This is a genomic window from Salinibacterium sp. ZJ450, assembly GCF_011751885.2.
In the GTDB taxonomy this organism is placed as follows: domain Bacteria; phylum Actinomycetota; class Actinomycetes; order Actinomycetales; family Microbacteriaceae; genus Ruicaihuangia.
Map to the genome: position 1 here is coordinate 2,348,417 of NZ_CP061771.1, position 20,794 is coordinate 2,369,210.

The 20,794-nt window shown below is 69.6% G+C and carries 13 protein-coding genes and 1 tRNA gene; 5 read left to right on the forward strand and 9 right to left on the reverse strand.

The features are described 5' to 3' along the window. Positions 1-95: 95 nt before the first annotated feature. The 4 genes from HCT51_RS11310 to HCT51_RS11325 form a co-directional block, all read right to left on the reverse strand. Positions 96-169: transfer RNA gene (locus HCT51_RS11310), tRNA-Met, on the reverse strand. A gap of 172 nt (positions 170-341) precedes the next feature. Continuing rightward, on the reverse strand, positions 342-1,217 hold the full coding sequence (locus tag HCT51_RS11315; RefSeq protein ID WP_166874178.1) for a class I SAM-dependent methyltransferase: 876 nt from the start codon (positions 1,215-1,217) through the stop codon (positions 342-344). Between the two features lie 4 nt (positions 1,218-1,221). Further along, positions 1,222-4,143: a UPF0182 family membrane protein gene (locus HCT51_RS11320; RefSeq protein WP_224760459.1), complete on the reverse strand. Its 2,922-nt coding sequence runs from the start codon at positions 4,141-4,143 to the stop codon at positions 1,222-1,224. Between the two features lie 165 nt (positions 4,144-4,308). After that, positions 4,309-5,337, reverse strand: coding sequence for a YlbL family protein (locus HCT51_RS11325; RefSeq protein WP_224760460.1), 1,029 nt, complete (start codon positions 5,335-5,337; stop codon positions 4,309-4,311). Between the two features lie 240 nt (positions 5,338-5,577). On the opposite strand from HCT51_RS11325, the gene HCT51_RS11330 reads away from it, so the two are divergent. The 3 genes from HCT51_RS11330 to HCT51_RS11340 all read left to right on the forward strand — a co-directional run bounded on the left by HCT51_RS11330 (position 5,578) and on the right by HCT51_RS11340 (position 9,430). Continuing rightward, the gene (locus HCT51_RS11330) at positions 5,578-6,912 is read left to right on the forward strand and encodes a zinc-dependent metalloprotease (RefSeq protein WP_166874185.1); all 1,335 of its coding nucleotides are present in this window, start codon (positions 5,578-5,580) and stop codon (positions 6,910-6,912) included. 37 nt (positions 6,913-6,949) lie between these two features. After that, positions 6,950-8,575 (forward strand): bifunctional phosphatase PAP2/diacylglycerol kinase family protein, encoded by a 1,626-nt coding sequence (locus tag HCT51_RS11335; protein ID WP_166874187.1) that lies wholly within the window; start codon positions 6,950-6,952, stop codon positions 8,573-8,575. Between the two features lie 63 nt (positions 8,576-8,638). Next, positions 8,639-9,430, forward strand: coding sequence for a TOMM precursor leader peptide-binding protein (locus HCT51_RS11340; RefSeq protein WP_166874189.1), 792 nt, complete (start codon positions 8,639-8,641; stop codon positions 9,428-9,430). A gap of 3 nt (positions 9,431-9,433) precedes the next feature. Here the strand turns inward: HCT51_RS11340 and HCT51_RS11345 are convergent, their stop codons facing one another. The 3 genes from HCT51_RS11345 to nudC all read right to left on the reverse strand — a co-directional run bounded on the left by HCT51_RS11345 (position 9,434) and on the right by nudC (position 12,688). Continuing rightward, positions 9,434-9,946 carry a flavodoxin family protein gene (locus HCT51_RS11345; protein ID WP_166874192.1) on the reverse strand — a complete coding sequence of 171 codons (513 nt, stop codon included), beginning with the start codon at positions 9,944-9,946 and terminating at the stop codon, positions 9,434-9,436. Positions 9,947-10,010: 64 nt separating this feature from the next. Further along, on the reverse strand, positions 10,011-11,756 hold the full coding sequence (locus tag HCT51_RS11350) for an ATP-dependent helicase (protein WP_166874195.1): 1,746 nt from the start codon (positions 11,754-11,756) through the stop codon (positions 10,011-10,013). Next, the gene (nudC, locus tag HCT51_RS11355; protein WP_166874198.1) at positions 11,753-12,688 is read right to left on the reverse strand and encodes an NAD(+) diphosphatase; all 936 of its coding nucleotides are present in this window, start codon (positions 12,686-12,688) and stop codon (positions 11,753-11,755) included. Before nudC ends, HCT51_RS11350 begins: the two co-directional genes overlap by 4 nt. Positions 12,689-12,765: 77 nt before the next feature. On the opposite strand from nudC, the gene HCT51_RS11360 reads away from it, so the two are divergent. Further along, positions 12,766-13,767 carry a phosphotransferase gene (locus HCT51_RS11360; protein ID WP_166874201.1) on the forward strand — a complete coding sequence of 334 codons (1,002 nt, stop codon included), beginning with the start codon at positions 12,766-12,768 and terminating at the stop codon, positions 13,765-13,767. 317 nt (positions 13,768-14,084) lie between these two features. Here HCT51_RS11360 and HCT51_RS11365 read toward each other — a convergent pair whose 3' ends face one another. Further along, positions 14,085-17,327, reverse strand: coding sequence for an ATP-dependent helicase (locus HCT51_RS11365; RefSeq protein ID WP_166874204.1), 3,243 nt, complete (start codon positions 17,325-17,327; stop codon positions 14,085-14,087). Then, positions 17,320-20,448, reverse strand: a complete 3,129-nt coding sequence (locus HCT51_RS11370; RefSeq protein ID WP_166874207.1) for an ATP-dependent helicase — start codon at positions 20,446-20,448, stop codon at positions 17,320-17,322. Before HCT51_RS11370 ends, HCT51_RS11365 begins: the two co-directional genes overlap by 8 nt. Positions 20,449-20,555: 107 nt before the next feature. On the opposite strand from HCT51_RS11370, the gene HCT51_RS11375 reads away from it, so the two are divergent. Then, positions 20,556-20,780 (forward strand): DUF3107 domain-containing protein, encoded by a 225-nt coding sequence (locus HCT51_RS11375; protein ID WP_166874210.1) that lies wholly within the window; start codon positions 20,556-20,558, stop codon positions 20,778-20,780. The last annotated feature ends 14 nt before the right edge of the window (positions 20,781-20,794 follow it).

A 20,794-nucleotide genomic window follows, 5' to 3' on the forward strand; every position in this document is an offset into this window, starting at 1 on the left:
CGTCATGGGTGAGCTCGACCAAGCCGAGGGCCTCACTGCTCGCACATCCGGCAAGTGAAAAGGCCCGGAATCTCAACGATTCCGGGCCTTCTTTGTTGCGGGGGCAGGATTTGAACCTACGACCTCTGGGTTATGAGCCCAGCGAGCTACCGAACTGCTCCACCCCGCGGCACAAGAACTAACTTATCACGGGGTTTGCGGCAACGCGAATCGAGCGGCCCGTTCGGGCCAGTCTCGCGCCGCGCAGACACCGCCGGGACCGCGCAGAACGGCAGCAAAACGTGACGACACGCCGCCAAAAGACGGTGCTGCACGGCGTGTTGCACCGAATCGCTGCTGTTTTACGCGCGCGCACCGATCGACAGCCCCAGCGGCAGCCACTTTTTGCCCGGCCAGCCATAGAGTCCGTTGCCGTGATCGACGAGCGAGTCGTACATCTTCCACGGCACCTCATAGTGCTCGTGCAGAAACTCGATGGCGAGGCCGGCCGCCTGCAGCGCCGTCACGATCTCGGACAGCGGGTGCATCCACTCGTGGGTGACCGTGTTCGTGGTGGTCGCCGTCTCGTCGGCGTAGTCGTCGCTCTCATTCACGATGTCGGCGACACCGTCGGTGTCGTAGGCGTAGACGAACTTCGGCAGCTCTGAGCCGGAACTGTCGAAGACGTGGGCGGTCGGATGTCCGTCGGCGAAGTACAGCGCACCGCCCGGCTTCAGATACCAGGCGATGATGCGCGCCCACTCGTCGAGGTCGGGCAGCCAGCCCACGGTGCCCCAGGTGGTGTAGACGAGGTCGAAGGACTCCGGCTCGGGCAGGATGTGCCGGGCGTCGTAGACGTTCGCGTGCACGAACCGGGCCCGACCGTCCAGGCCGACCTCGCGGGCCAGGGCTCTCGCCTGCAGGATGGCGGGCTTGGAGAAGTCGATGCCGACGACGCTGGCGCCCTGCTGGGCGATCGCCAAGCTGTCTCCGCCGAAGTGGCATTGCAGGTGCAGCACCCGGATGCCGGTCAGCCCGTCGGGCAGCAGCTGGTCGAGTTCCTGCTGCTCCATCGGAAGCAGGCGCGCCGTGCCGGCGCGCAGGTCGGACTGGTCGTACATGGCGCTCGCCACATGGATCGGGACGAGCTCGTCCCAGAGCGCCCGGTTCAGCTCGAGCCAGTCCCCGCCGTGCAGATCGACACGATCAGCACGGCGGGGATCCGACTCGTCAGCCATCTGGCTACTGGCCCTCAATCACGTTGCTCGCCGCGATCGCGCGCTCCAGCGCGGCCTGCAGGCGCTCGTCGGCCTCGGCTGCGGCGACCAGGTCGTTCGCGGCGTACGCGGCCTCGCGCTCCCGCAGCGCGTTGTTGGCGTCCTCCAGCGCGGACTGCAGGTCCGCTTCGGCACCCGGGGCCGGTGTCTCGGGCGTGGTGGGAGTCTCCGGCGTGGTGGGCGTCCCACCCGGGACCTCCTCGACCGGGGGCAGACCGGTATCGCCGGCATCCGCGCCCGAGTCTCCGCCGAACAGCGAGTCCAGTGCCGCGTCGAGGGTGTCCTCGAACGCGATCTGGTCGCCGAACGACACCAGGATCTTCTGCAGAACGGGATACGAGGTCTCCGTCGTGGACTTCACATAGACCGGCTGCACGTAAAGCAGACCTCCACCCACCGGAAGGGTGAGCAGGTTACCGCTCAGCACGCTGGTCTCACCCTGTCGCAACAGGTTCAGCTCGCGCGAGACGGTGGGGTCGGCGTTGAAGTTCGCCTGCACCTGGCCCGGACCCGGCACCACCGTCTCCCTGGGCAGGGTCAACAGCGTTAGCTTGCCGTAATCCTCCGAGACTTCTCCCGCAGTATTCCCCGCGTCGGCGTTCGCCGACAGGTAACCGAACAGCACATTTCGGCTGGATTCAGCGCTACCGCTCGGAATGTACGTCGAGTAGATCGAGAACGCAGGAGCCGTCTGCCCCGGCATCTGCATCGTCAGGTAGTACGGCGGCTGCAGCGGCGGGTTCGTCGTGGTCGCGGTGGGCTCGTTCGGCGTCACCCACGCGTCATCCCGCGAGTAGAACGAACCCGGGCCGGTCACGTGGTAGGTGCCGAGGATGGCGCGCTGCACCTTGAACAGGTCAGCCGGGTAACGCACGTGGCTCATCAGCTCGCCGCTGATCTTGCTGATCGGTTCTACCGTGGTCGGGAAGATCTTCTGCCAGGTCTGCAGCAGCGGGTCTTCCTCGTCCCAGGCGTACAGCGTCACGCTGCCGTCGTAGGCGTCGACGGTGGCCTTCACCGAGTTGCGGATGTAGTTGATGTCGTTGAACGCCACCACCGGCTGCGGCGTGTAGGTGTCGGCGATCACGTCTTCGAGCTGTTCCACCCGCGAGTACGGGTACTCGGAGGTGGTGGTGTAGCCGTCGACGATCCAGACCAGCTTCTCGTCAACGACCGCCGGGTAGGCGTCGCTGTCGAGGGTGAGGTACGGGGCGACCTTCTGCACGCGCTCGCGCGGGTCGCGGTCGTAGAGGATCTGCGACTCGTTGTTCACGGCATCCGACAGCACGATCTGCTCTGACTGGAATTTGATCGCGTAGACCAGCTTCTTGAAGAAGTTGTCGAGCAACGGGCCGCCGTTGTCCTCGAAGGTGGTGGTGGTGTTCTGGGCACCTTCCTGGTCGCTGGACGGGTAGTCGAGCTCGACGTCCGTGGCACCTTCGGGTGCGCCCACGATGGAATACAGCGGCGAGGACTCACCGAAGTACACCCGGGGCTCGAAATCGCCGAGCGCGCCGGCCGTGGGGATGTCGGACTGCAGGAACACCGGCTGGCCATCGGCCGAGCGCTGGTTGCCGTATGCCGCGACCACACCATATCCGTGTGTGTAGACGACCGTGCTGTTGTACCAGCTGACGTCGTCGCCGAGTCCGTTCTGGTTCAGCTCACGCACGGCGATCACGGTGTCGGTCATCTTGCCGTCGATTTCGTAGCGGTCGACGTCGAGGTGCGGCGGGAAGTCGTAGTAGTTGCGGAACTGCTGCAACTGCCCGAACGCGTCGGTGACGAGCGCGGGGTCGATGATGCGGATGTTCGCGGTGGTCTCGGCGTCGGCGCGCAGCGCACCGGGGGCCGCGTCGGTGGTGGCGTTGTACGGCACCGACTCGGCGACGTCGACGCCGTAGGCCGCGCGGGTGGCCTCGATGTTGCGGGAGATGAACTCCGCTTCGACGGTCGCCTCACTCGGGTCGACCTGGAAGCGCTGCACGATGAACGGGTACACCCCACCGATGACGAGGCTCGACACGATCAGCAGCGCGGTACCGATCAGCGGCAGACGCCAGCGGCCGATGATCGCGGTGACCACGAACAGGATGGCGATGACGGCTGCAATGCCACCCAGGATGGCGCGGCCCGGGATCACCGCATGCACCTCGGTGTAGCCGGCACCGGTCTGCAGGTAGCCGGCGCTCGCCTCGGTGAGGGTGGAGTACTGGTCAAGCCAGATGCTGATTGCCTGCAGGGCCAGGTAGAGCGCGCCGGTAATGGCCAGCTGCACCCGTGCGGTCTTCGAGATGCGAACCTCGCGACCATTCACCCGGAAGGCGCCGTAGAGGTAGCTGGTGGCGACCGCGGCGAGGCCGGAGATCAGCACGACCGCGGAGGCGAAGGCCAGAACGGCGTGGTAGAACGGCAGTTCGAAGACGTAGAAGCCGATGTCGAGCCCGAACTGCGGGTCGGTCTCACCGAACGGCGTGCGGTTCAGCCACTGCAGCACCACCGGCCAGCGGCTTGAGGCGGCGATACCGGCGAACAGGCCGAGCACCGCCGGGATGCCGTACATGGCGAGGCGACGCAGCGGCTCGATCACCTGCTGGTAGCGGTCGAGCTGCGCGTTCAGCTTGGCGTAGACCGGACGCCGGCGGAACGCGATCTCGATGCTCGCCCAGACCGGGACGGCCATGGCCAGGAACCCGATCAGGAACATCACCGCGGTGGCGATCCACTGCGTGGTGAGCACGTTGAGGAAGCCCAGCTGGTCGAACCACAGCACGTCGGCGTAGAGCCCGGAGAACACAAAGAACAGAATGACCAGCACCGCGAGCACGGCTGCCGTGATGGCGAGCGTGGCGCGTGAGCGATTGGCGGGCGGCGTTGCGTTAGACAAAGAGGGTGCTCCTGGCTGCGATTGGGCGGTCTCGTCTCATCTTAAGGGGGCACCTGAGCTTTGCCGGGGCAAACCCACTGCACCGGCTGCGAGAATGCCTCGAATCCGGTAACGAATCGGCCACCGACGGCAATCAGCCCGCTCGCGGCCGGATGCAGTGGCGCGCTACTCGGCGGAGCAGCCGGGCAGTGCGGCGGTGTCGCCGGCGGCGATGCCGTCCAGCGCCGCGATGGCGTCATCCAGAGTCGACACGGCGAACACCTCGAGGCCGTCCGGAACGTTGCCGGCCACCTCGGCGCAGTTGGCCTGCGGGGCGAGGAACCAGTCCGCGCCCGCCTCGACGGCGCCGTGCATCTTCTGCCGGATGCCGCCGATCCCGCCGACCTCGCCGGAGGCGTTGATGGTGCCCGTGCCCGCGACATCCTCTCCCCCGGTCAATGCGCCGGGAGTGAGTTTGTCGACGATGCCCAAGGCGAACATCATGCCGGCGCTCGGACCGCCGACGTTCTCGATCTGGATGTCGACCTCGAACGGGAAGTCGTAGCTGCCGCCGATCAGGATGCCGACCACCGGGGTGGGCTCGGGGCTGTCGCTGAGCTCGGGCGTCACCTGCACTTCGCGGGTCTCACCGTCGCGTTCGATCACGAGGGTCGCCGGCTTTGATGTGCCGTTCTCGGCGATCGCGGCGCGGAGGCCGGTGACATCCGTGAACGTCTGGCCGTTCAGGCTGATGATGGTGTCGCCGACGGCGAGCAGACCATCGGATGCCCCGTCCCTCTGGGTTTCGACCACGGTGAGTTGGCTGGTGAACTGGTAGCCGAGCTCGGTGAGCGCCGAGGCGACCGCCTCGCGCTGCGAGTTCTCCATGTCGACGCGGCTCTGTTCGCTCGACTGCTTCTCGGTGACGCCCTCGGGGAAGACGCTCTCCACTGGCACGACCGCCTGGCTCTGGGTGAACCAGGCACCGATCACGCTGAGCCAGCCGGGCAGGTGCTCGGGGTTGCCGGTCACACTGACGGTGAGCAGGTTCAGCGAGCCCTCGGTGGGATAGGTCTCCTCGGTCGGGATCGAGATGAGCGGCACCTGCTGCTTCTCGACCGTGACCTCACCGAGGGTGTCGAAGACCGGCCCGGGCTTCTCGATCACATACGGCGCGGGGATCAGCGCGAGGCTGGCGGCAGCGAGCGCGCCCACACCGAGCAGCGACCAACCGACCCATCCACCAGCGCGACGCCGACTGGGGGTGGTCGGCGTACTATCGTCGAAAAGAGCCACGAAATCCTTGTGTTGCACTGGGCGACCTGCCGGGTAAAGCGGGTCGAAACGCGTCGGGTACGCCGTTCTGAGCTGCTGTTCGCCACAGGCGCACAGCCGCGTTTTCAGCCTAGGCCAAATCACAGCTACACCCGCGGCGCAACGACTAGCGTAGTTCGCATGGCTGAAGATTCCCGGGAAAACCCCGAGGACGAGTTCCGTGACATGCTCCGCGAGTTCCTCTCTGGGAACGCTGGGTTCGACCCTGCCCAGTTGGCCGGGGCGGCGGGATTACCGAACGACCCCGCCCTCGTCGCGCAACTGATGAGCCAACTGCAGAACGCGCTGCAGTCCTCGGGCGAAGGGGTGAACTGGAACCTGGCGCTCGAGCAGGCCAAACAGCATGCCACCCGGTCCAGCGTCGTCTCGCTGCCCGCCGAACGCTCCCAGCTCGAGCAGGCCCTGCACGTGGCATCCCTCTGGCTTGATGAGGCGACCTCGATCTCGGAGCTGACCTCGACGCCACGCCTGCTCAGCCGCACCGAGTGGGTCACCGAGACCATGCCGGTCTGGACCCAGTTCACCGAGCCGGTGGCCACCTCGATCGCGAACGCACTGACCGAGGTACTGCAGGAGCAGGCGCCGGAAGAGTTCAGCAACATGATCGCCGGCGCCAGCCAGCTGATGCGCAACCTGGGCGGCACCCTATTCGCGATGCAGCTCGGCCAGGTCGTCGGACAGCTGTCGACCGAGGTGGTGTCCGGCGGTGACATCGGCGTGCCGCTGCTCGACGAGGCGCAGGCGGCGCTGATCCCGCAGAACGTGGCCGCCTTCGGCGCAGGACTCGACATCCCGGAAGACGAGGTGCGGCTCTACCTCGCGGTGCGGGAACTGGCACACGCCCGCCTGTTCCGCCACGCGAAGTGGCTGAGGATGCACGTGCTCTCCTCGATCACCGAGTTCGCCCGCGGCATCCGCATCGACACGGAGCCGCTGGAGGAGCTGGCTGCGAGCTTCGACCCGTCGAACCCGCAGGAACTTCGGGATGCCCTCACCAACGGTGCGCTCATCCCGCCGAAGTCACCGGAGCAGCTCGCCGCGCTCGGACGCCTCGAGACGATGCTGGCGCTGATCGAGGGCTGGGTCGACGTGGTCACCGCGCAGGCCACCACCCGGTTGCCGCACGCCGCCGCGATCGCCGAGACCGTGCGCCGGCGCCGCGCCACCGGAGGCCCGGCCGAGTCGGCGTTCGCCACTCTGGTCGGCCTGGAACTGCGGCCGCGCCGGCTGCGTGAGGCGGCCGCGATGTGGCAGACGGTGACGGATGCCACGGACTCCGACATCCGCGATGACCTGTGGGCGCACCCCGACATCCTGCCCACCGCGGAGGACATCGACGACCCCGCCGCGCTGGTGGCCCGCCTCACCTCGACCGAGCCGGCGCGCGACGACATCGACAAGGCGATCGAAGACCTGCTCAACGACTCCGGCGAGGACCGCCCGCGCGAAGAGTAGGGTCGCCCTCGGCGGCGGGCGCGCCTACGCTGGCATCATGCACCCGAGCAGATCGCGGCATCCGATCAGATCGCGGCATCCGATCCTCGCACTACGACGTGCCGCGATCCTGCCCGCTTGGGTGAGGCACACCGACATCCGTTTCGCCCGGGCATTCCACCGGCACACTGACCTGCCGGGCGTCGACCGCGGCTTTGCGCATTTGTCGCATAGCGCCAACCGCAGCCGGCTGTGGCTGGTGATCGCGTCGGTGCTGGTCGTCACCGGCCGAGCCAACCGGCACGGCGCGGTGCGCGGCGTGCTGTCGCTGCTGGTGGCCAGCATCATCGCGAATCTGATCGGCAAGAAGGTGTTCGGCGGCGACCGGCCGCTGCTGAAGGACGTGCCGATCGGCCGGCAGCTGAAGAAGTCGCCCACCTCGCCGTCGTTCCCGTCCGGGCATTCGGCGAGCGCCGCGGCTTTCGCCACCGGGGTGGCGCTGGAGTCGCCGGCCGCGGGAGCAATGATCGCGCCGCTCGCCGCGGCCGTGGCGTACTCGCGGCTGCACACCGGCGCGCACTGGCTGTCGGATGTGATCGGCGGCTCGCTGCTCGGCGTCGGGGTGGCGCTTCTCGGCAAGCGGCTGCTGCCGCTGGAGCAGTCGGCGCTGCATCCGCAGGCCCCGGTCGTCGAGCTGCCCGCCCTGCCGGATGGCGCCGGCCTGCTGATGCTGGTCAATCCCTCGTCCGGTCGGCGGATGTCGGTGTACGACCCGAGCGAGGACCTGGCGGCCCAGCTGCCGAAGGCCGACATCCGACGGTTGGAGGAGGGCGACGACATCGCCGGGATCGTGCATGCGGCGGCGGGGTCGGCGTCTCCCCCGCTATCGCTCGGCATCTACGGCGGCGATGGCTCGGTGGCGGCGGCAGCGCATGTGGCGCGTTCCGCGGGGATGCCGCTGCTGGTGCTGCCCGGAGGCAGCTTCAACCACTTCGCCCGTACCGCGGGCATCGCCACCGTCGACACCGGGTTGGCGGCGTTGCGCGCCGGCACCGGCCGGCGGGTGCACGTCGCGGAACTCAGCCTCGACGACGCCCCGCCGATCACCGTGCTGAACGAGGCATCCGCCGGGGTGTATCCCGCGTTCGTGGCCGAGCGGGAGAAGCGCGAGCAACGACTCGGCAAGTTCATCGCCGGCAGCATCGCCGCGGTGACGGTGCTGGCGAAGGCGCGGCCGCAGCAGGTGACGGTTGACGGGCGCGACGTGCGCATCTGGTCGCTGTTCGTCGGAGTGGGACGCAACGCGTCATCGACGCTGCTGCCGCTGCAGCGCACGCGCCTGTATGACGCGACGCTGGACGTGCGCATCCTGCACGTGCGGGGCCGCGCGTCGCGGTTCCGCGGGATGGTCGCGTTGGCGTTCGGTCAGCGGGTGTCGGCGGCGCTGGAGCGACTGCCGTTCTGGGCGGGCGAGACCAGCGGCGATATTACCGTGGAGGCATACACGACCGACGCGGTGCGGGCGACGGTGCGGCCCTGGCCCGGCCAGCCGACCGGGTTCGCCCGTGACGGCGAGGTGGCGCTGCTCGAACCGGAGGGGCCAGGCGGCGCGGAGCGTCACTCGCTGCTGCGGATCGTGCCGAACGCGCTCGACATCTACAGCCCGGTGCGCCACCGCGACTGAGCCTGGCCTGCTCGCCTGTGGATGGTTTGCGCGGCGGATTTCGGTTAGGCGCATCATTCCTGCATGACCCTCGCGCTCGATGCTCGCTACCCCGCCGTGTGGCGCAGTCCGACGGTGCTGCAGCTCGGTGCCCCGGACGCCGTGGCCGTGCTGGCCGACGTCACCCCGGTGCAGGAACGGCTGATCGCGGCCTTGGCGGTGGGCGCCTCTCGGGCACAACTGGCGGTGATCGCGCGCACCGGCAACGACCCCGATTCCGTCGTCGACGAGCTGCTGGCCACGGTGCGGCCGGCGCTCGTGGTCACACCGCCGCCCGGCACGGTGGCCGTGGCCGGGATCGACCCGGCCGTCGACCGGCTCGCCGACATGCTCGGCTGGCAGGGCGTGCGCACTGTGACAGTGCCGACACCGGATGCCGCGGCCACAGTCGACGCGGACGTGGCGATCATCGTGGCCAGCTTCGTGATCGATCCAGGGTTCCACGGGGTGTGGCTTCGTCGCGACATCCCGCATCTGCCGCTCGTGCTGGGTGGCGCGCAGATCCGCATCGGCCCGTTTGTCGATCCCGGGGTGTCCGCGTGTTTGCACTGCGTTGCCAGATGGCGGGCGGACGCCGATCCGGCGTGGCCCGCTATCGCCAGTCAGCTCTGGGGTCGGCGCGCGCCGCTGGAGACCCCGCTGGTGCTGGGCGAGGCTATCGGTCTGGCCTGCCGCCTCACCCTGCGGCGGCTCGCCGGCGTGACCGGCCTCACCGGGGAGGCGGAGGAGCTGTGTCTGGATGCGCGCACCGGCGAGGTGTCGCGGGTGCCTGTGTCGCCGCATCCCGCCTGCGAGTGTGGAACGCTCGGGCTGTGACGGCTAGGTACGATCGGCCAGCAGCGCGCCGAGTTGCTCGCCCCAGCGCGTGGCACGCTCGAGCTCGCCGTCAAGCAGCGGACCGTCGACGCCGCTGACCCAGAAGCTCTCCGCGTGCGCCGCCGCGGGATACCCGTGCCGATGCGCCAGCTTGGCCGCGCCCTTCGCGGCCGACCCTGGCAGGTGCCGCACCTTGTCGACGCGGGTGTCGAACGTGGCCATCAGCTGCGTGTGTTCGCCCGCGGGCAGGGCGTCGAGCCATTCCCGCAGCCCGGTGCCGGTCGACCCGTGGGTTGCGCCCTGACGCACCGCGTCTTCCCTGGTCGACTCACGGGTCATCGAGAACGCGTGGGTCGGGCCGCCGGCGACGATGAGGTCGACTCCCTCGGGGATGGCGGGCGACGAGGCGATGTCGGCCAGTTGCACCTGCACGAAGTCACCGAGGCCCTCGGCGACCGCCCTCGCCACCGCTTCGGTATTGCCGAACATCGATTCGTAGACCACGAACGCTTTCACGGGCCGTACCTCCAGTCGCAGCGAGCACGCTCGAGCGCGCGAGACCGCGCCTCTGCTCGTGAGGTTACCTGCCTTGCGCCGTCGCCGCAGCGGGGCGGGGGCTGCGCAGTTCGGCGAGGAATCGGCTGGGTTGACGCAGCCCGGCGCGGTGCTGGCCCTGCGCCGCCCACGACAGCTCCAGGGTGCGCCGGGCGCGGGTGATGCCCACGTACAGCAGACGACGCTCCTCGTCGATGGAGTCGAAGTTCTTGGCGAAGCTGATCGGCAGTAGCCCCTCGGCCACCCCGATCACATACACCGAGTCCCATTCCAGGCCCTTGGCGCTGTGCATCGTGGCCAGGGTCACCGCCGACATGGTCGGTTCGTGCTGCGAGGACTGCCGTTCGAACAGGTCGTCGACGAACGCGCTGAGGCTGGTTCCCGGTGCGGCCGCGTCGGCGAGGGTCATGATCGCGTTCAGCGATTCCCACTTGTCGCGGGTGGCGCCGCGGTTCTCCGGCGCGCTCTGCGTCCATCCCTGCGAGCGCAGCACATCGCTCACCGACTTGAACAGCGGCCCGACCGCGCCCGAGACGGCGTAGCCGCGCAGTTCCATCAGCGCGCGTTTCACCTCTGGCAGGTCGAAGAAACGGGTGCCGCCGTGCAACCGGTAGCTGACACCGACGTCACTCAGCGCGGTCTCCATCGCCGCCGCCTGCACGTTGATGCGGTAGAGCACCGCGATCGACTCCGGCGGGATACCCCCGGCGATCTGCGCGGCGATGCTCTGGGCAACGGCGCGCGCCTCGGCCATGTCGTTCGGATGATCGCGCACCGCGACATCCGCCGTCTTCGTCCGCGCCTGGCTCGGCACCAGCTCCAGCGAGCCCGGCCGCCCGCGCATCAGCCGGTTGGCGGTGTCCACGATCGGCGGCGCCGAGCGGTAGTTCTGTTCCAGCCGCACCACGGTGGCGTCCTGGTACCGGCCGGGGAACCCGAGCAGGTAGTCGCTCGACGCGCCCGCGAACGAGTAGATGGTCTGGCTGGCGTCGCCCACCACGCACAGGTCGGTGCGGTCGCCGAGCCACAGCTGCAGCAGCTCGTACTGCAGCGGCGACACGTCCTGGAACTCGTCCACCACGAAGAACCGGTACTGCTCACGCACTTCCTCGGCCACCCGCGGCTCGGACTCGATCATGCCCGCGGTGGCCAGCAGCACGTCTTCGAAGTCGATCTGGCGGCGTTCGTCCTTCAGCTTCTCATAGGCGAGTTGCAGGTCGATGGCCGTCTCCGGGGTGAGCGCCTGCGGCAGGGTGCGGGTCGCCAGCGCCTTCTCGTAGCCGGCCATGGTGATGCGCGACACCTTGCGCCACTCGATCTCCGCCGCCGCGTCGCGCAGGGTGGCGGTGTCGAGTTTCAGCTTCAGGCCGTCGGCGGCGTGCGCGAGCAGCCGCGCCTTGTTGTCGAGGATGCGCGGCAGGGTGCCGCCGATCACCTGGGGCCAGAAATAGCTCAGCTGGGACAGCGCAGCCGAGTGGAAGGTGCGGGCCGAGACCCCGGCCGCGCCAAGCCCGCGCAGCCTGCCGCGGAGTTCACCGGCGGCGCGGCTGGTGAACGTGAGCGCCATCACGCGTTTCGGCGAGTACACGCCGGTGGCCACCCCGTACGCGATCCGGTGCGTGATCGCGCGGGTCTTGCCGGTGCCCGCCCCGGCGAGCATGCACACCGGTCCGAGCAGGGCTTCGGCTGCCACTCGCTGCTGGTCGTCGAGTCCGGCGAGCAGGGACTCCGCACCCGAAGAGGCTGCGCCCAGGGACGCTGCGTCGGTCATGCCCGCGACCCGTCGTCGAGGGGCTCGCCGTACCAGTGCTCGAGGATGCCGCGGGCGATGGAGCTCGGACCGGGCAGCAGGATGTCGCCGATCGCGTCGCGCAGCTCGTCCCGGCTGAACCAGCGCAGGTCGAGGATTTCGTCGCCATCCGGTGCCAGGTCGCCGCTCCACGCGGCGTCGACCTCGGCGGTGAAGCCGAGCATCAGCGACGCCGGGAACGGCCAAGGCTGACTGCCGAGGTATGTCGGGTTGACCACGGGCACGCCGGATTCCTCCAGCACCTCCCGCATCACCGCGGATTCCAGCGACTCCCCCGGCTCCACGAAGCCGGCCAGCAGCGAGTAGCGGTTGTTCTCCCAGAGCGCGTTGCTGCCGAGCAGCAGCCGGTCCGCGACATCCGTCACTCCCACAATGATCGCGGGGTCGGTGCGCGGATACAGTTCGATGTTGTGCACAGGGTCGACCCGCACCCAGCCGCCCATAGTCGACACGGTTCGCTCGCCGCTGCGTGGTGAGAACTGGTGCACGGCATGCCAGTTCAGGATGCCGAGCGCCTCGGTGAACAGGGCGGCGTCGCGATCGCTCAGCCGGGTGGCCAGCGCCCGCAGGTTGCCCCACTCGGTGCCAAGGTTCGCGGCCTGCTCGTCGGTGATCACCGTGGCGACCACCGGGGTGCCGACCGGTTCGGTGGCGGTGGCGCTGGTCACCCGGCCGAGGTAGACGAGCTCGCCAGTGCGGTCGACGGATGTCGCGGGCAGCAGCCGCAGCGACGTGGGGGTGTCCAGTGGCGCGGTGCCGTTCCACAGGGCGAGCACGCGGGTGGCGGGGTCCTGCCAGAGCTCCTCGAATAGGGTGTCGCGGGTGCGCGCCAGGTAGTCGCGGTCGATCTCGAAGTGCGAAAGCGGGAGTCGCGCGGAGAACGACAAAGTCAAAATGAGTGGCCTATCGAGGTGTGAGTATGTGCGTGGCGTAGGGCCGAGGTGGGGTCAGAGCAACCTACCCTGTCGGTATGGCCAGATCCCACTTCACTCTAGCCGCGCTGGCTACCGCGGCAGTAGCCGACCTCGACGTCGTCAAGACCGCCCCGTTCGGTTCCATCTCCGGCGGCGAGTTCTCGTCTGCGCTGCTCACCGGGCGCGATGGGAAGCACTGGATCATCCGGGTCCCGCGCCAGTCCCGGGCCGAGTCCGAACAGTCAGCCGATCTCGTCGCGCTGCGGGCGCTCAGCGCCGGCGTGCGCGCCCGGCTGCCGTTCGCGGTCACCTCCTTCGCCGGGCAGGCCCCGGTCGAGGGCACCCGGGCGATCGTGTACGAATTCGTTTACGGCGAGAAGGTTGCGCTCGATCAGATGGACGCGAGCCTGGCGGCATCCGTCGGTCGCGCGGTGGCGGCGATCCACGCGCTGCCGACCAGTTTTGTCTCGGATGCCGGCCTGCCGGTGGCGAGTTCGGTGGAGTGCCTGCGCGCGACGCTGAGCATCACTGATCGTGCCGCGGCCACCGGTCTGGTGCCGGCGATGCTGCTCGAACGCTGGGAGAAGGCCACCGACGACCACCTGCTCTGGCAGTTCCAGCCCACCGTGATCAACGGCGCGCTGACCGCTGACTCGCTGCTCAGCAGCAACGGCTCGGTGTGCGGCGTGCTCGGCTGGCACGAACTGCGGGTGGGTGACCCGGCGCGTGACCTGTTCTGGCTGCTCGGCTCGCAGGCGGAGAACGTGCCCGAGGCCGCCTTCGAGGCGTACACGACGGCGCGCGGCGGCAGCGACCGCCAGCTGCTGCATCGCGCAATGCTGTACGCCGAGCTGGAGATCGCCCGCTGGCTGCTGCACGGCACGGAGACGCGCGACACCGAGGTGGTGGATGACGCGGTGGCGATGCTGCACGGACTCGTCGACCGGGTGCAGAGCGACGTGATGAACCCGATCGGGCCGCCCACCATGCCGGTGCCCACCGTGTCCGAGGTGGAGGCGCTGCTGGACAGCACCGAGCGGCGCGCGGGCACCGCGTAGGCCCGGTTCCTGCCGATACGGCGAAGTGACGGTTCCTGCGGGTACCGCGTAGGCCTCGCTGGTTAGGCCCCTCGGGCCGAGCGCGCTGTTTCCGGCCGACCGCCGGCGCCGCGGCGGGCGCCCTCGGCCGGAAACGCCGCGCTCACGCCGAACGGGCGCGGCGCGGCCGCGGTTCCGGCGCGAGCGCCGTAGAAACTGTCGAACGCCGCGGATACCGCAGCGGCGCTCGACAGAAAATGCGGCGCTCGACAGAAAGTGCGGCGCTCACGCGAGTGGCCCCTCGAGCAGCAGCGCCCGGTCAGCCCAGCGGCGCCCGGTTACTCCAGCGACGCCCGCCACAGGTCGACGAGCTCGTCCTCGTCGAAGATGCGTTCCGGCGTGATGATGCGGTCATCGCTTACGTAGTAGAACACCGCAGAGATCAGCGCAGGGTCAACACCCTTCCACTTCGCGTACGCCAGCCGGTACAGCGCCAGCTGCAGCTGCTTGGTGGCGAGGTCCTCGGCATCTCTGGGCGCCTTGCCGGTCTTCCAGTCGACCACCTGAAAGCCGTCGCCGTCGGCGTACACCGCGTCGATCTTGCAGACGATGACCTGCCCGTCGAGCACCAGGTGGATCTCGCGTTCGACGTCGACCGGCGTGCTGCTGGCCCACGGCGAACGCTCGAAGGTGTCCTTCAGCCTGGCCAGTTCCACCTCGTCGATGGCCTGATTGTCCAGGTCGGCGGAATCGATCTCGCTGGCGAGGGCGTCGATGGTCTCGGACGTGCCGCCCTGCCCGTAGCGGTCCTCCACCCAGGAGTGGAACAGCGTGCCGAGCCGGGTCGCCCGGTACGGACGCTCCGGCATCGGGCGGCGCAGCGATGCGGCAACGGATGCCGGGTCGGTGACGTAGTCCTTGAACCGGGAGGCGGGCGCCCTGCCGGGTAACGGCATCCGCTCTTCGGCGGTCAGCCGGCGCCGGCGTTCCTCGAGCAGCAGGTCGAGCTCCAGGCTCCACTCGCCGTTCCGCCCGGGTTCCACCTCCTGCGCCCTGGCCTCGCGCACCCGCTCGGCGGCGGCCTCGAGCGCGGGCCTGCGTCCGCCCAGCGGGTCGGCCGGCCAGGAGAACTCGTTCACCCGGTCGCCGAGCGGGTTCTCCTCGAACTCGCTCGCCTCGGGCAGCGCCTCGATGACGCCCGCCTGCTGCAGCTCGAGCAGGTACGGGCTCGGGATGCGCGGCTTGCTCTGGGTCGACCAGAACGAGCCGCACATCAGCAGGCTGTGCCGGGCGCGGGTGACCGCCACATACGCGAGCCGGCGCTCCTCCAGGCCGTGCCGGTGCTTCACCGCCTCGGAGAACCGTTTCTTCTCCTCGAGCAGCTCCTTGCGGCTGGTCGCATGCCGCCAGTCGAACTCGGGCATGTCGGCGGCGTCACCGCGGAAGTCCCACGGCAGGGAGCCGAAGCTGAGCCAGCCGTTCGAGCCCTCCCGGGAGGTGCCGGGCAGCTCGTCCTGGACCATCCGCGGAACCACCACGTGGTCCCACTCGAGTCCCTTTGAGCCGTGGATGGTGAGCAGCTGTACGGTGCGGGGTTCCGGGTCTTCCGGTCGCGGCGCCAGCCCCTCGCGCCATTCCGCCTCGCGCAGCCAGCCGAGGAAGCCGCCGAGCGACGCGGTGTCGTCGCCGGCGAGGTAGCCGGCGAGCGCGTCGAAGAACGCTTCCATGCCGGCCCGGCCGGTGGTGTGCGCGTCGTTCGCGGCGCTCTCGATGTCGAGCAGCAGTTCCTGCTCGACGATGGTCACCAAATCGAGCAGGTCGCCGCCGGAGCGGGCGCGCAGCCGTTCCAGGGTGAGCCCGGCGTGCCGCAGCCGCTCCAGTCCGGCCTCGCTGAACGCCTCGAGCCTGCTGTGGCCGGGCTTGGCGTGGGCCAGGAAGTCGAGGGCCTCCACGATGGAGCCGCCCTCGCCGTCGGCGACGGATGCCCGCATCCGCTCCTTCACCGTGTCATCGAGCGGCTGCTGGGCGAGGTCGCGGTCGCGCAGCCAGGAGGCGACCCTGTTCAGCGCGTGCAGGTCCTTCACCCCGATCCGCCAGCGGGATCCGGCGAGCAGCCGCACCAGCTCGGAGCCGGCGGTGGGGTCCTGCAGCACGGTGAGCGCGCTGACCAGGTCGGCGATCTCGGGTTCCTGCATCAGCCCGCCGATGCCGAGCACGTGATACGGCACCTCGTGTCGGCGCAGCGCCTGGATGAAGTACCCCTGGCTCTTGCGCGCGCGGAACAGCAGCGCCGCGGTGACTGTGTCGTCGCCGGCGACGAGCCGTTCCTTCAACCAGAGCGCGGCGGCATCCGCCTCGGCCTCGATGGTTTCGTGGAAGGCCACCGACACCGGCAGGTGGCTGGCGCTGAAGCTCGGTTCCAGCCGGTCGACGCGCACCCGGGTCTCCGGCACCAACGGCGCGACCAGCGTGTTGGCGGTGCGCAGGATGTCGCGGCCGTTGCGCCAGCTGGTGGACAGCGAGTAGGTATTGACGGCGCCGTCGCCGAACTGTCGGGCGAACCCCTCGAGGTTCGCGGCGCTCGCCCCGCGCCATCCGTAGATCGACTGGTTCGGGTCGCCCACTGCCATCACCGACTGCCCGGCGAACAGCTCGGCGAGCAGCCAGGTCTGCACCACGCTGGTGTCCTGGTACTCGTCGAGCAGCACCACCGGAAACCGGGTTCGGAGGTCCTCGGCGCTCTGCGGCACGCTGCGGGCGATCTCGAGGGCGAGCGCCACCTGGTCGGAGTACTCGACGAAGCCGCGGCGCTTCTTGATCTCGGCGTACTGGGCGGCCAGGTCCACCAGCAGCGGCAGGCTGCCCACGGTGTGCGCCATCGCGTCGACGTCGGCGTAGGCGCCGCGACCGCCGGCGGGCAGCTCGACGATGCCAGTGAACCGCTCGGCGAAACCGGCGACCTCTGCCGGGTCGACGATGTTCTCGCTGAGCGACTGGCTGAGCGAGAGCACGGCGCGGGTGATGGCGTCGACGTTCTTGCCGAGCCCCGCGAGCCGCGGGTCGCTGCTGCCGACCACCACGTTGCGGGCCAGCTGCCAGGCCGAGGCCTCGCCTAGCACGGCGCCGTCGCTCTCCCTGCCGAGCAGCACCGCGTTGTCGCGGTAGATGGAGTTCGCGAACGAGTTGTAGGTGGCGACGACGGGCGGGTCGAATTCGTCGTAGTCCTCGGTGACCAGGTCGGCGGCGGCCAGCGCGCTGATCCGCTCCCGGATGCGGCCGGACAGCTCACCGGCGGCCTTGCGGGTGAAGGTGAGGCCGAGGACCTCGCCGGCGCCGACGTGGCCGTTGGCGAGCAGCCAGAGCACCCGGTTGGCCATGGTCTCGGTCTTGCCGCTGCCGGCCCCGGCGATCACGAGCGCCGGTGCCAGCGGCGCCTCGATCACCGCCCGCTGCTGGTCGGTGGGTCGCGGCCGGCCGAGCGCGTCGGCGATGTCGTTGGCGTTGACCGGGCCGGTGCGGCTGAGCGCGGCGGTCGATTCTGCGCCGGCGGCGAGGTCTGCGCTAGCTAGTCCGCTAGTCACTGGAGACCGCCTTCACCCTGTGCAGTCTCATGCTGGCCGTGTTGCCCTTGCCCCACTGGTCGATCTCCAATTCCCCGGTGTACTGCGCGGCCGCCATGCCGATGGCCGCCTGCCGCACGCGTTCTCGAAATGCCGCGAGCTGCTCGTCGGTGATCGGCGCCTGGGCGCCCTCGCGGTAGAGCTTTCCGCGCACGCCCTTCTTGACGTAGAGCAGCTTGGCCCCGCCGCTGCGGTGCTCACCGTGCTGCTCGAGCAGGTCGTCGAAGTGCCCGTCGGCGTATGCCAGCTGATAGGCCAGCAGCTGCGGATGCTCGTCGATCTTCGGCTGGCTGGTGATCGGGGTGCCGGTCTTCAGGTCGACGATCACCACCGACCCGTCGGCGGCCCGCTCCACCCGGTCGATCGACCCGTTCAGCTGGGCGCGGCCGAGGTCAACGGTGAAGCGTCCCTCGGCGGTCACCAGGTTCTTGCCGTCGCGGGTGAAGTCGGCGAGGTACTCGGCGATGCCGGCCACCAGCAGTCGGGCGGCGTTCTTCTGCGAGTCGGCGAGCCACGGCGACTCGAACAGCAGCTCGTTCCAGCGCGACTCCACGGCCTTCCACAGTTCGTCCACTCGGGGGTCTGTGGCGGTCTCCATCGCCCAGTGCAGGACGGTGCCGATGCCCATCGCCACGTTTGAGCCGCCACCTGCCACGGAGTCGAGGAACCAGTCGAGCGGGGAGTCCTCGAACGCCTCCAACTTCGACGGCGACACCGGAACCTGCTCATCCTCCGCGTACAGGGGCTCCAGGGTCGACGGCTCGAGCAGACCGTGCCACTCGGCCGGGTCGGCGCCGGGCACGCTTTCGTCGGCGAGTCTGGCGAGGGCGGATGCCGCGGCCCGCCGGCTGCGGTCGGTGCTGTGCGCCGTGACCAGGTCGCGGCGCAGCCTGCCGGTCAGCCCGCGCAGCGACAACGGCGGACGGGTGGTCAGCCGGGGCAGGGTGGCGTGGCCGGGGATCAGGCTCCAGAACATGCTCTGCGCGGCATCCTCGTTCACCACCGCGGACAGCACCACCTGCCGGCGGGCGCGGCTGACGGCGAGCGCGAACATCCGCAGCTCGTCGCTGACCACCTGTTTGCGCGCGTCGACGGTGCCGGAATCCAGCCCGGTGACGGCGTCGACCAGCTGCTGCGGGTAGAGCAGGGAGCCGCGGATGCGCAGGTTCGGCCAGACCCCGTCTTGCAGCCCGGCGATGAGCACGGTCTCGAACTCGGTGCCGACCGCGCCGGTGGGGGTGGTCACCAGCACCGCGTCGGTGCCCTGCTGCGGGGCCAAGGTGTCTTCGGGCACCTCGGCGTCCAGCAGCGCCTCGAGGAACGATCGGGGTGCGGCATCCGGTCGACGTTCGACGAACCGGCGGGCGGCGGCGAACACCGCCATGATGCCGTCCAGGTTGCGGTTGGCCTCGGCGGCGCCGATGCCGGCGCTGAGCGCGATGCTCTGCCAGCTGTCGGCCAGGCCGCTGCGCTCCCAGACCAGCCAGAGCAGTTCCTCGATCGAGCCGCCGGATGCGGCGAGGTTGCTCACCTTCGCCAGGGTGGTGGCCAGTTTTTCGGCGGTGCGGCCGATGCGGTGGTCGATGGTGGCGAACCGGCCGGGGGCGCCGAGCGCCTCGACCAGCAGCTCGTCGCTTGACCGGTTGCCGTCGCCGGCGAGTTCCTCGGCGCGCAGCGCGAGCCGCAGCCGGCGCAGTGCCAGCCGGTCGAGGCCGCAGAACGGTCCCTGCAGCAGGCCGACCGCGACCGCCGGGTCGAGTTCGGTGCGGCCGATGCCGACATCGACCACCGCCAGCAGGCTGCGCGCGGCGTGGTCGTCGCGCAACGCCTGGCCGCCGGCCAGGGTGCGGGTGGGCACCTCGGCGAGGGCCAACGACCGCGCGAGCGACGGGATCAGCGCGCCGGAGCGCACGATCACCGCCATCTGCGAGAACGGCACCTGGTTTAGCAGGTGCTGCTCGCGCAGCACGCGGGCGATGGCCGCGGCCTCCCGGGACGGGGTCGGCTCCTCGATCAGCAGGATCGGGGTGGTGGCGGCGACGACGGATGCCGCGACGGCGGCCCGCTGTCGCCCGGCGGCGGCGGTGCCGATGCGTTCGGTGACTGACCGGGTGAGCGCGCGCAGCGCGGTCGGTTGCCGGTGCGCGGCACCGAGGTACAGGGTCGGCGCGTCGGGAACGCCGAGCACGGCCGCGAACCGGCCGAGGGTGTCTGGTTCGCCGCCGCGGAACGCGTTGGTGGCGACATCCGGATCACCGAACGCGATGACCGCCACCCCGCGGGCGACCAACCCGCGCAGCAGCGCGATGGTGGACTCGGTGGCCTCCTGCAGGTCGTCGATGATGACCAGGCGGAGCTCGGCCGCGGAGGGTGCCACGTCGGCGCGGCGGAGCGCGGCGGTGGCGAAGGCGAGGAGCTCGGCGGCGTCGACGAAGTTGTCGCGGGCGGCGCCCAGCACGGTGAAGTATTCGTCGGCGAAGTCGGCGGCGGCCGCCCACTCCTGGCGGTCGTGGGCGGCGGCCAGCTGGCGCATCTGGTCGGTGCTGACCCCATATTCCGTTGCGCGCATCAGTAGTTCGCGCAGTTCGGTGCGGAAGGCGCGAAGCGACCGCACGTCGTCGCCGAGCAGGTCGGGCCAGCGCGGACCGGCACCGTCTTCGATGTGACCGGCGAGCAGGTCTTTGATCAGCTGATCCTGGTCGCCGCCGGTGAGCAGGCTGGGTGGGGTGCTGCCTTCGGCGCGGGCGGCGTGCCGCACCAGGTCGAAGGCGAGCGAGTTGACGGTGCGGGCGAGCGGCCCGTTGGTGGGCACGCCGAGCCGCACGGCCAGCGCGTCGCGCAGTCGGGTGGCCGAGGTGCGTTGCGGGGTCAGCACCACGAGTTCGTCTGGCGACCAGCCGCGGTCGAGCACCCGGTCGGCGACGAGTTCGATGATGGTGGTGGTCTTGCCTGTGCCGGGGGCGCCGATCACCGCCGCGGAGGCCGAGTCTGGCAGTTCGAGCACGGCCCGTTGCGACGCGTCGAGGGTGGGGATCTGGGTCTGCCGGTGGTCGACGTCTCGTGCGAAGCCCCGGAATGCCATGCTGCTCACGCTAATGGCGGCCTCCGACATTGCCGGAGTGCACCGCCGCGTTCCGCCACGAGTGAACGGCGCCGGAAGCGACATCCGTTCTGTCGTAATGTGAGCACGTGGACATTCGCATCGGTATCGCCAACAGCCCCCGTGAACTGAGTTTCGAGTCGTCGCAGTCTGCGGCGGAGATCGAGGCCAGCGTGTCGGGCGCTCTTGAGAGCAACAGCCCCTTCATCAAGCTGAAGGATGACAAGGGAACCGTGTATATCGTGCCCGCCGCCTCGTTCGCCTACATCGAGGTTGGATCCGAAGAAGCCCGACGCGTCGGGTTCGTCGCCTAGCCATGGAGCTGCTC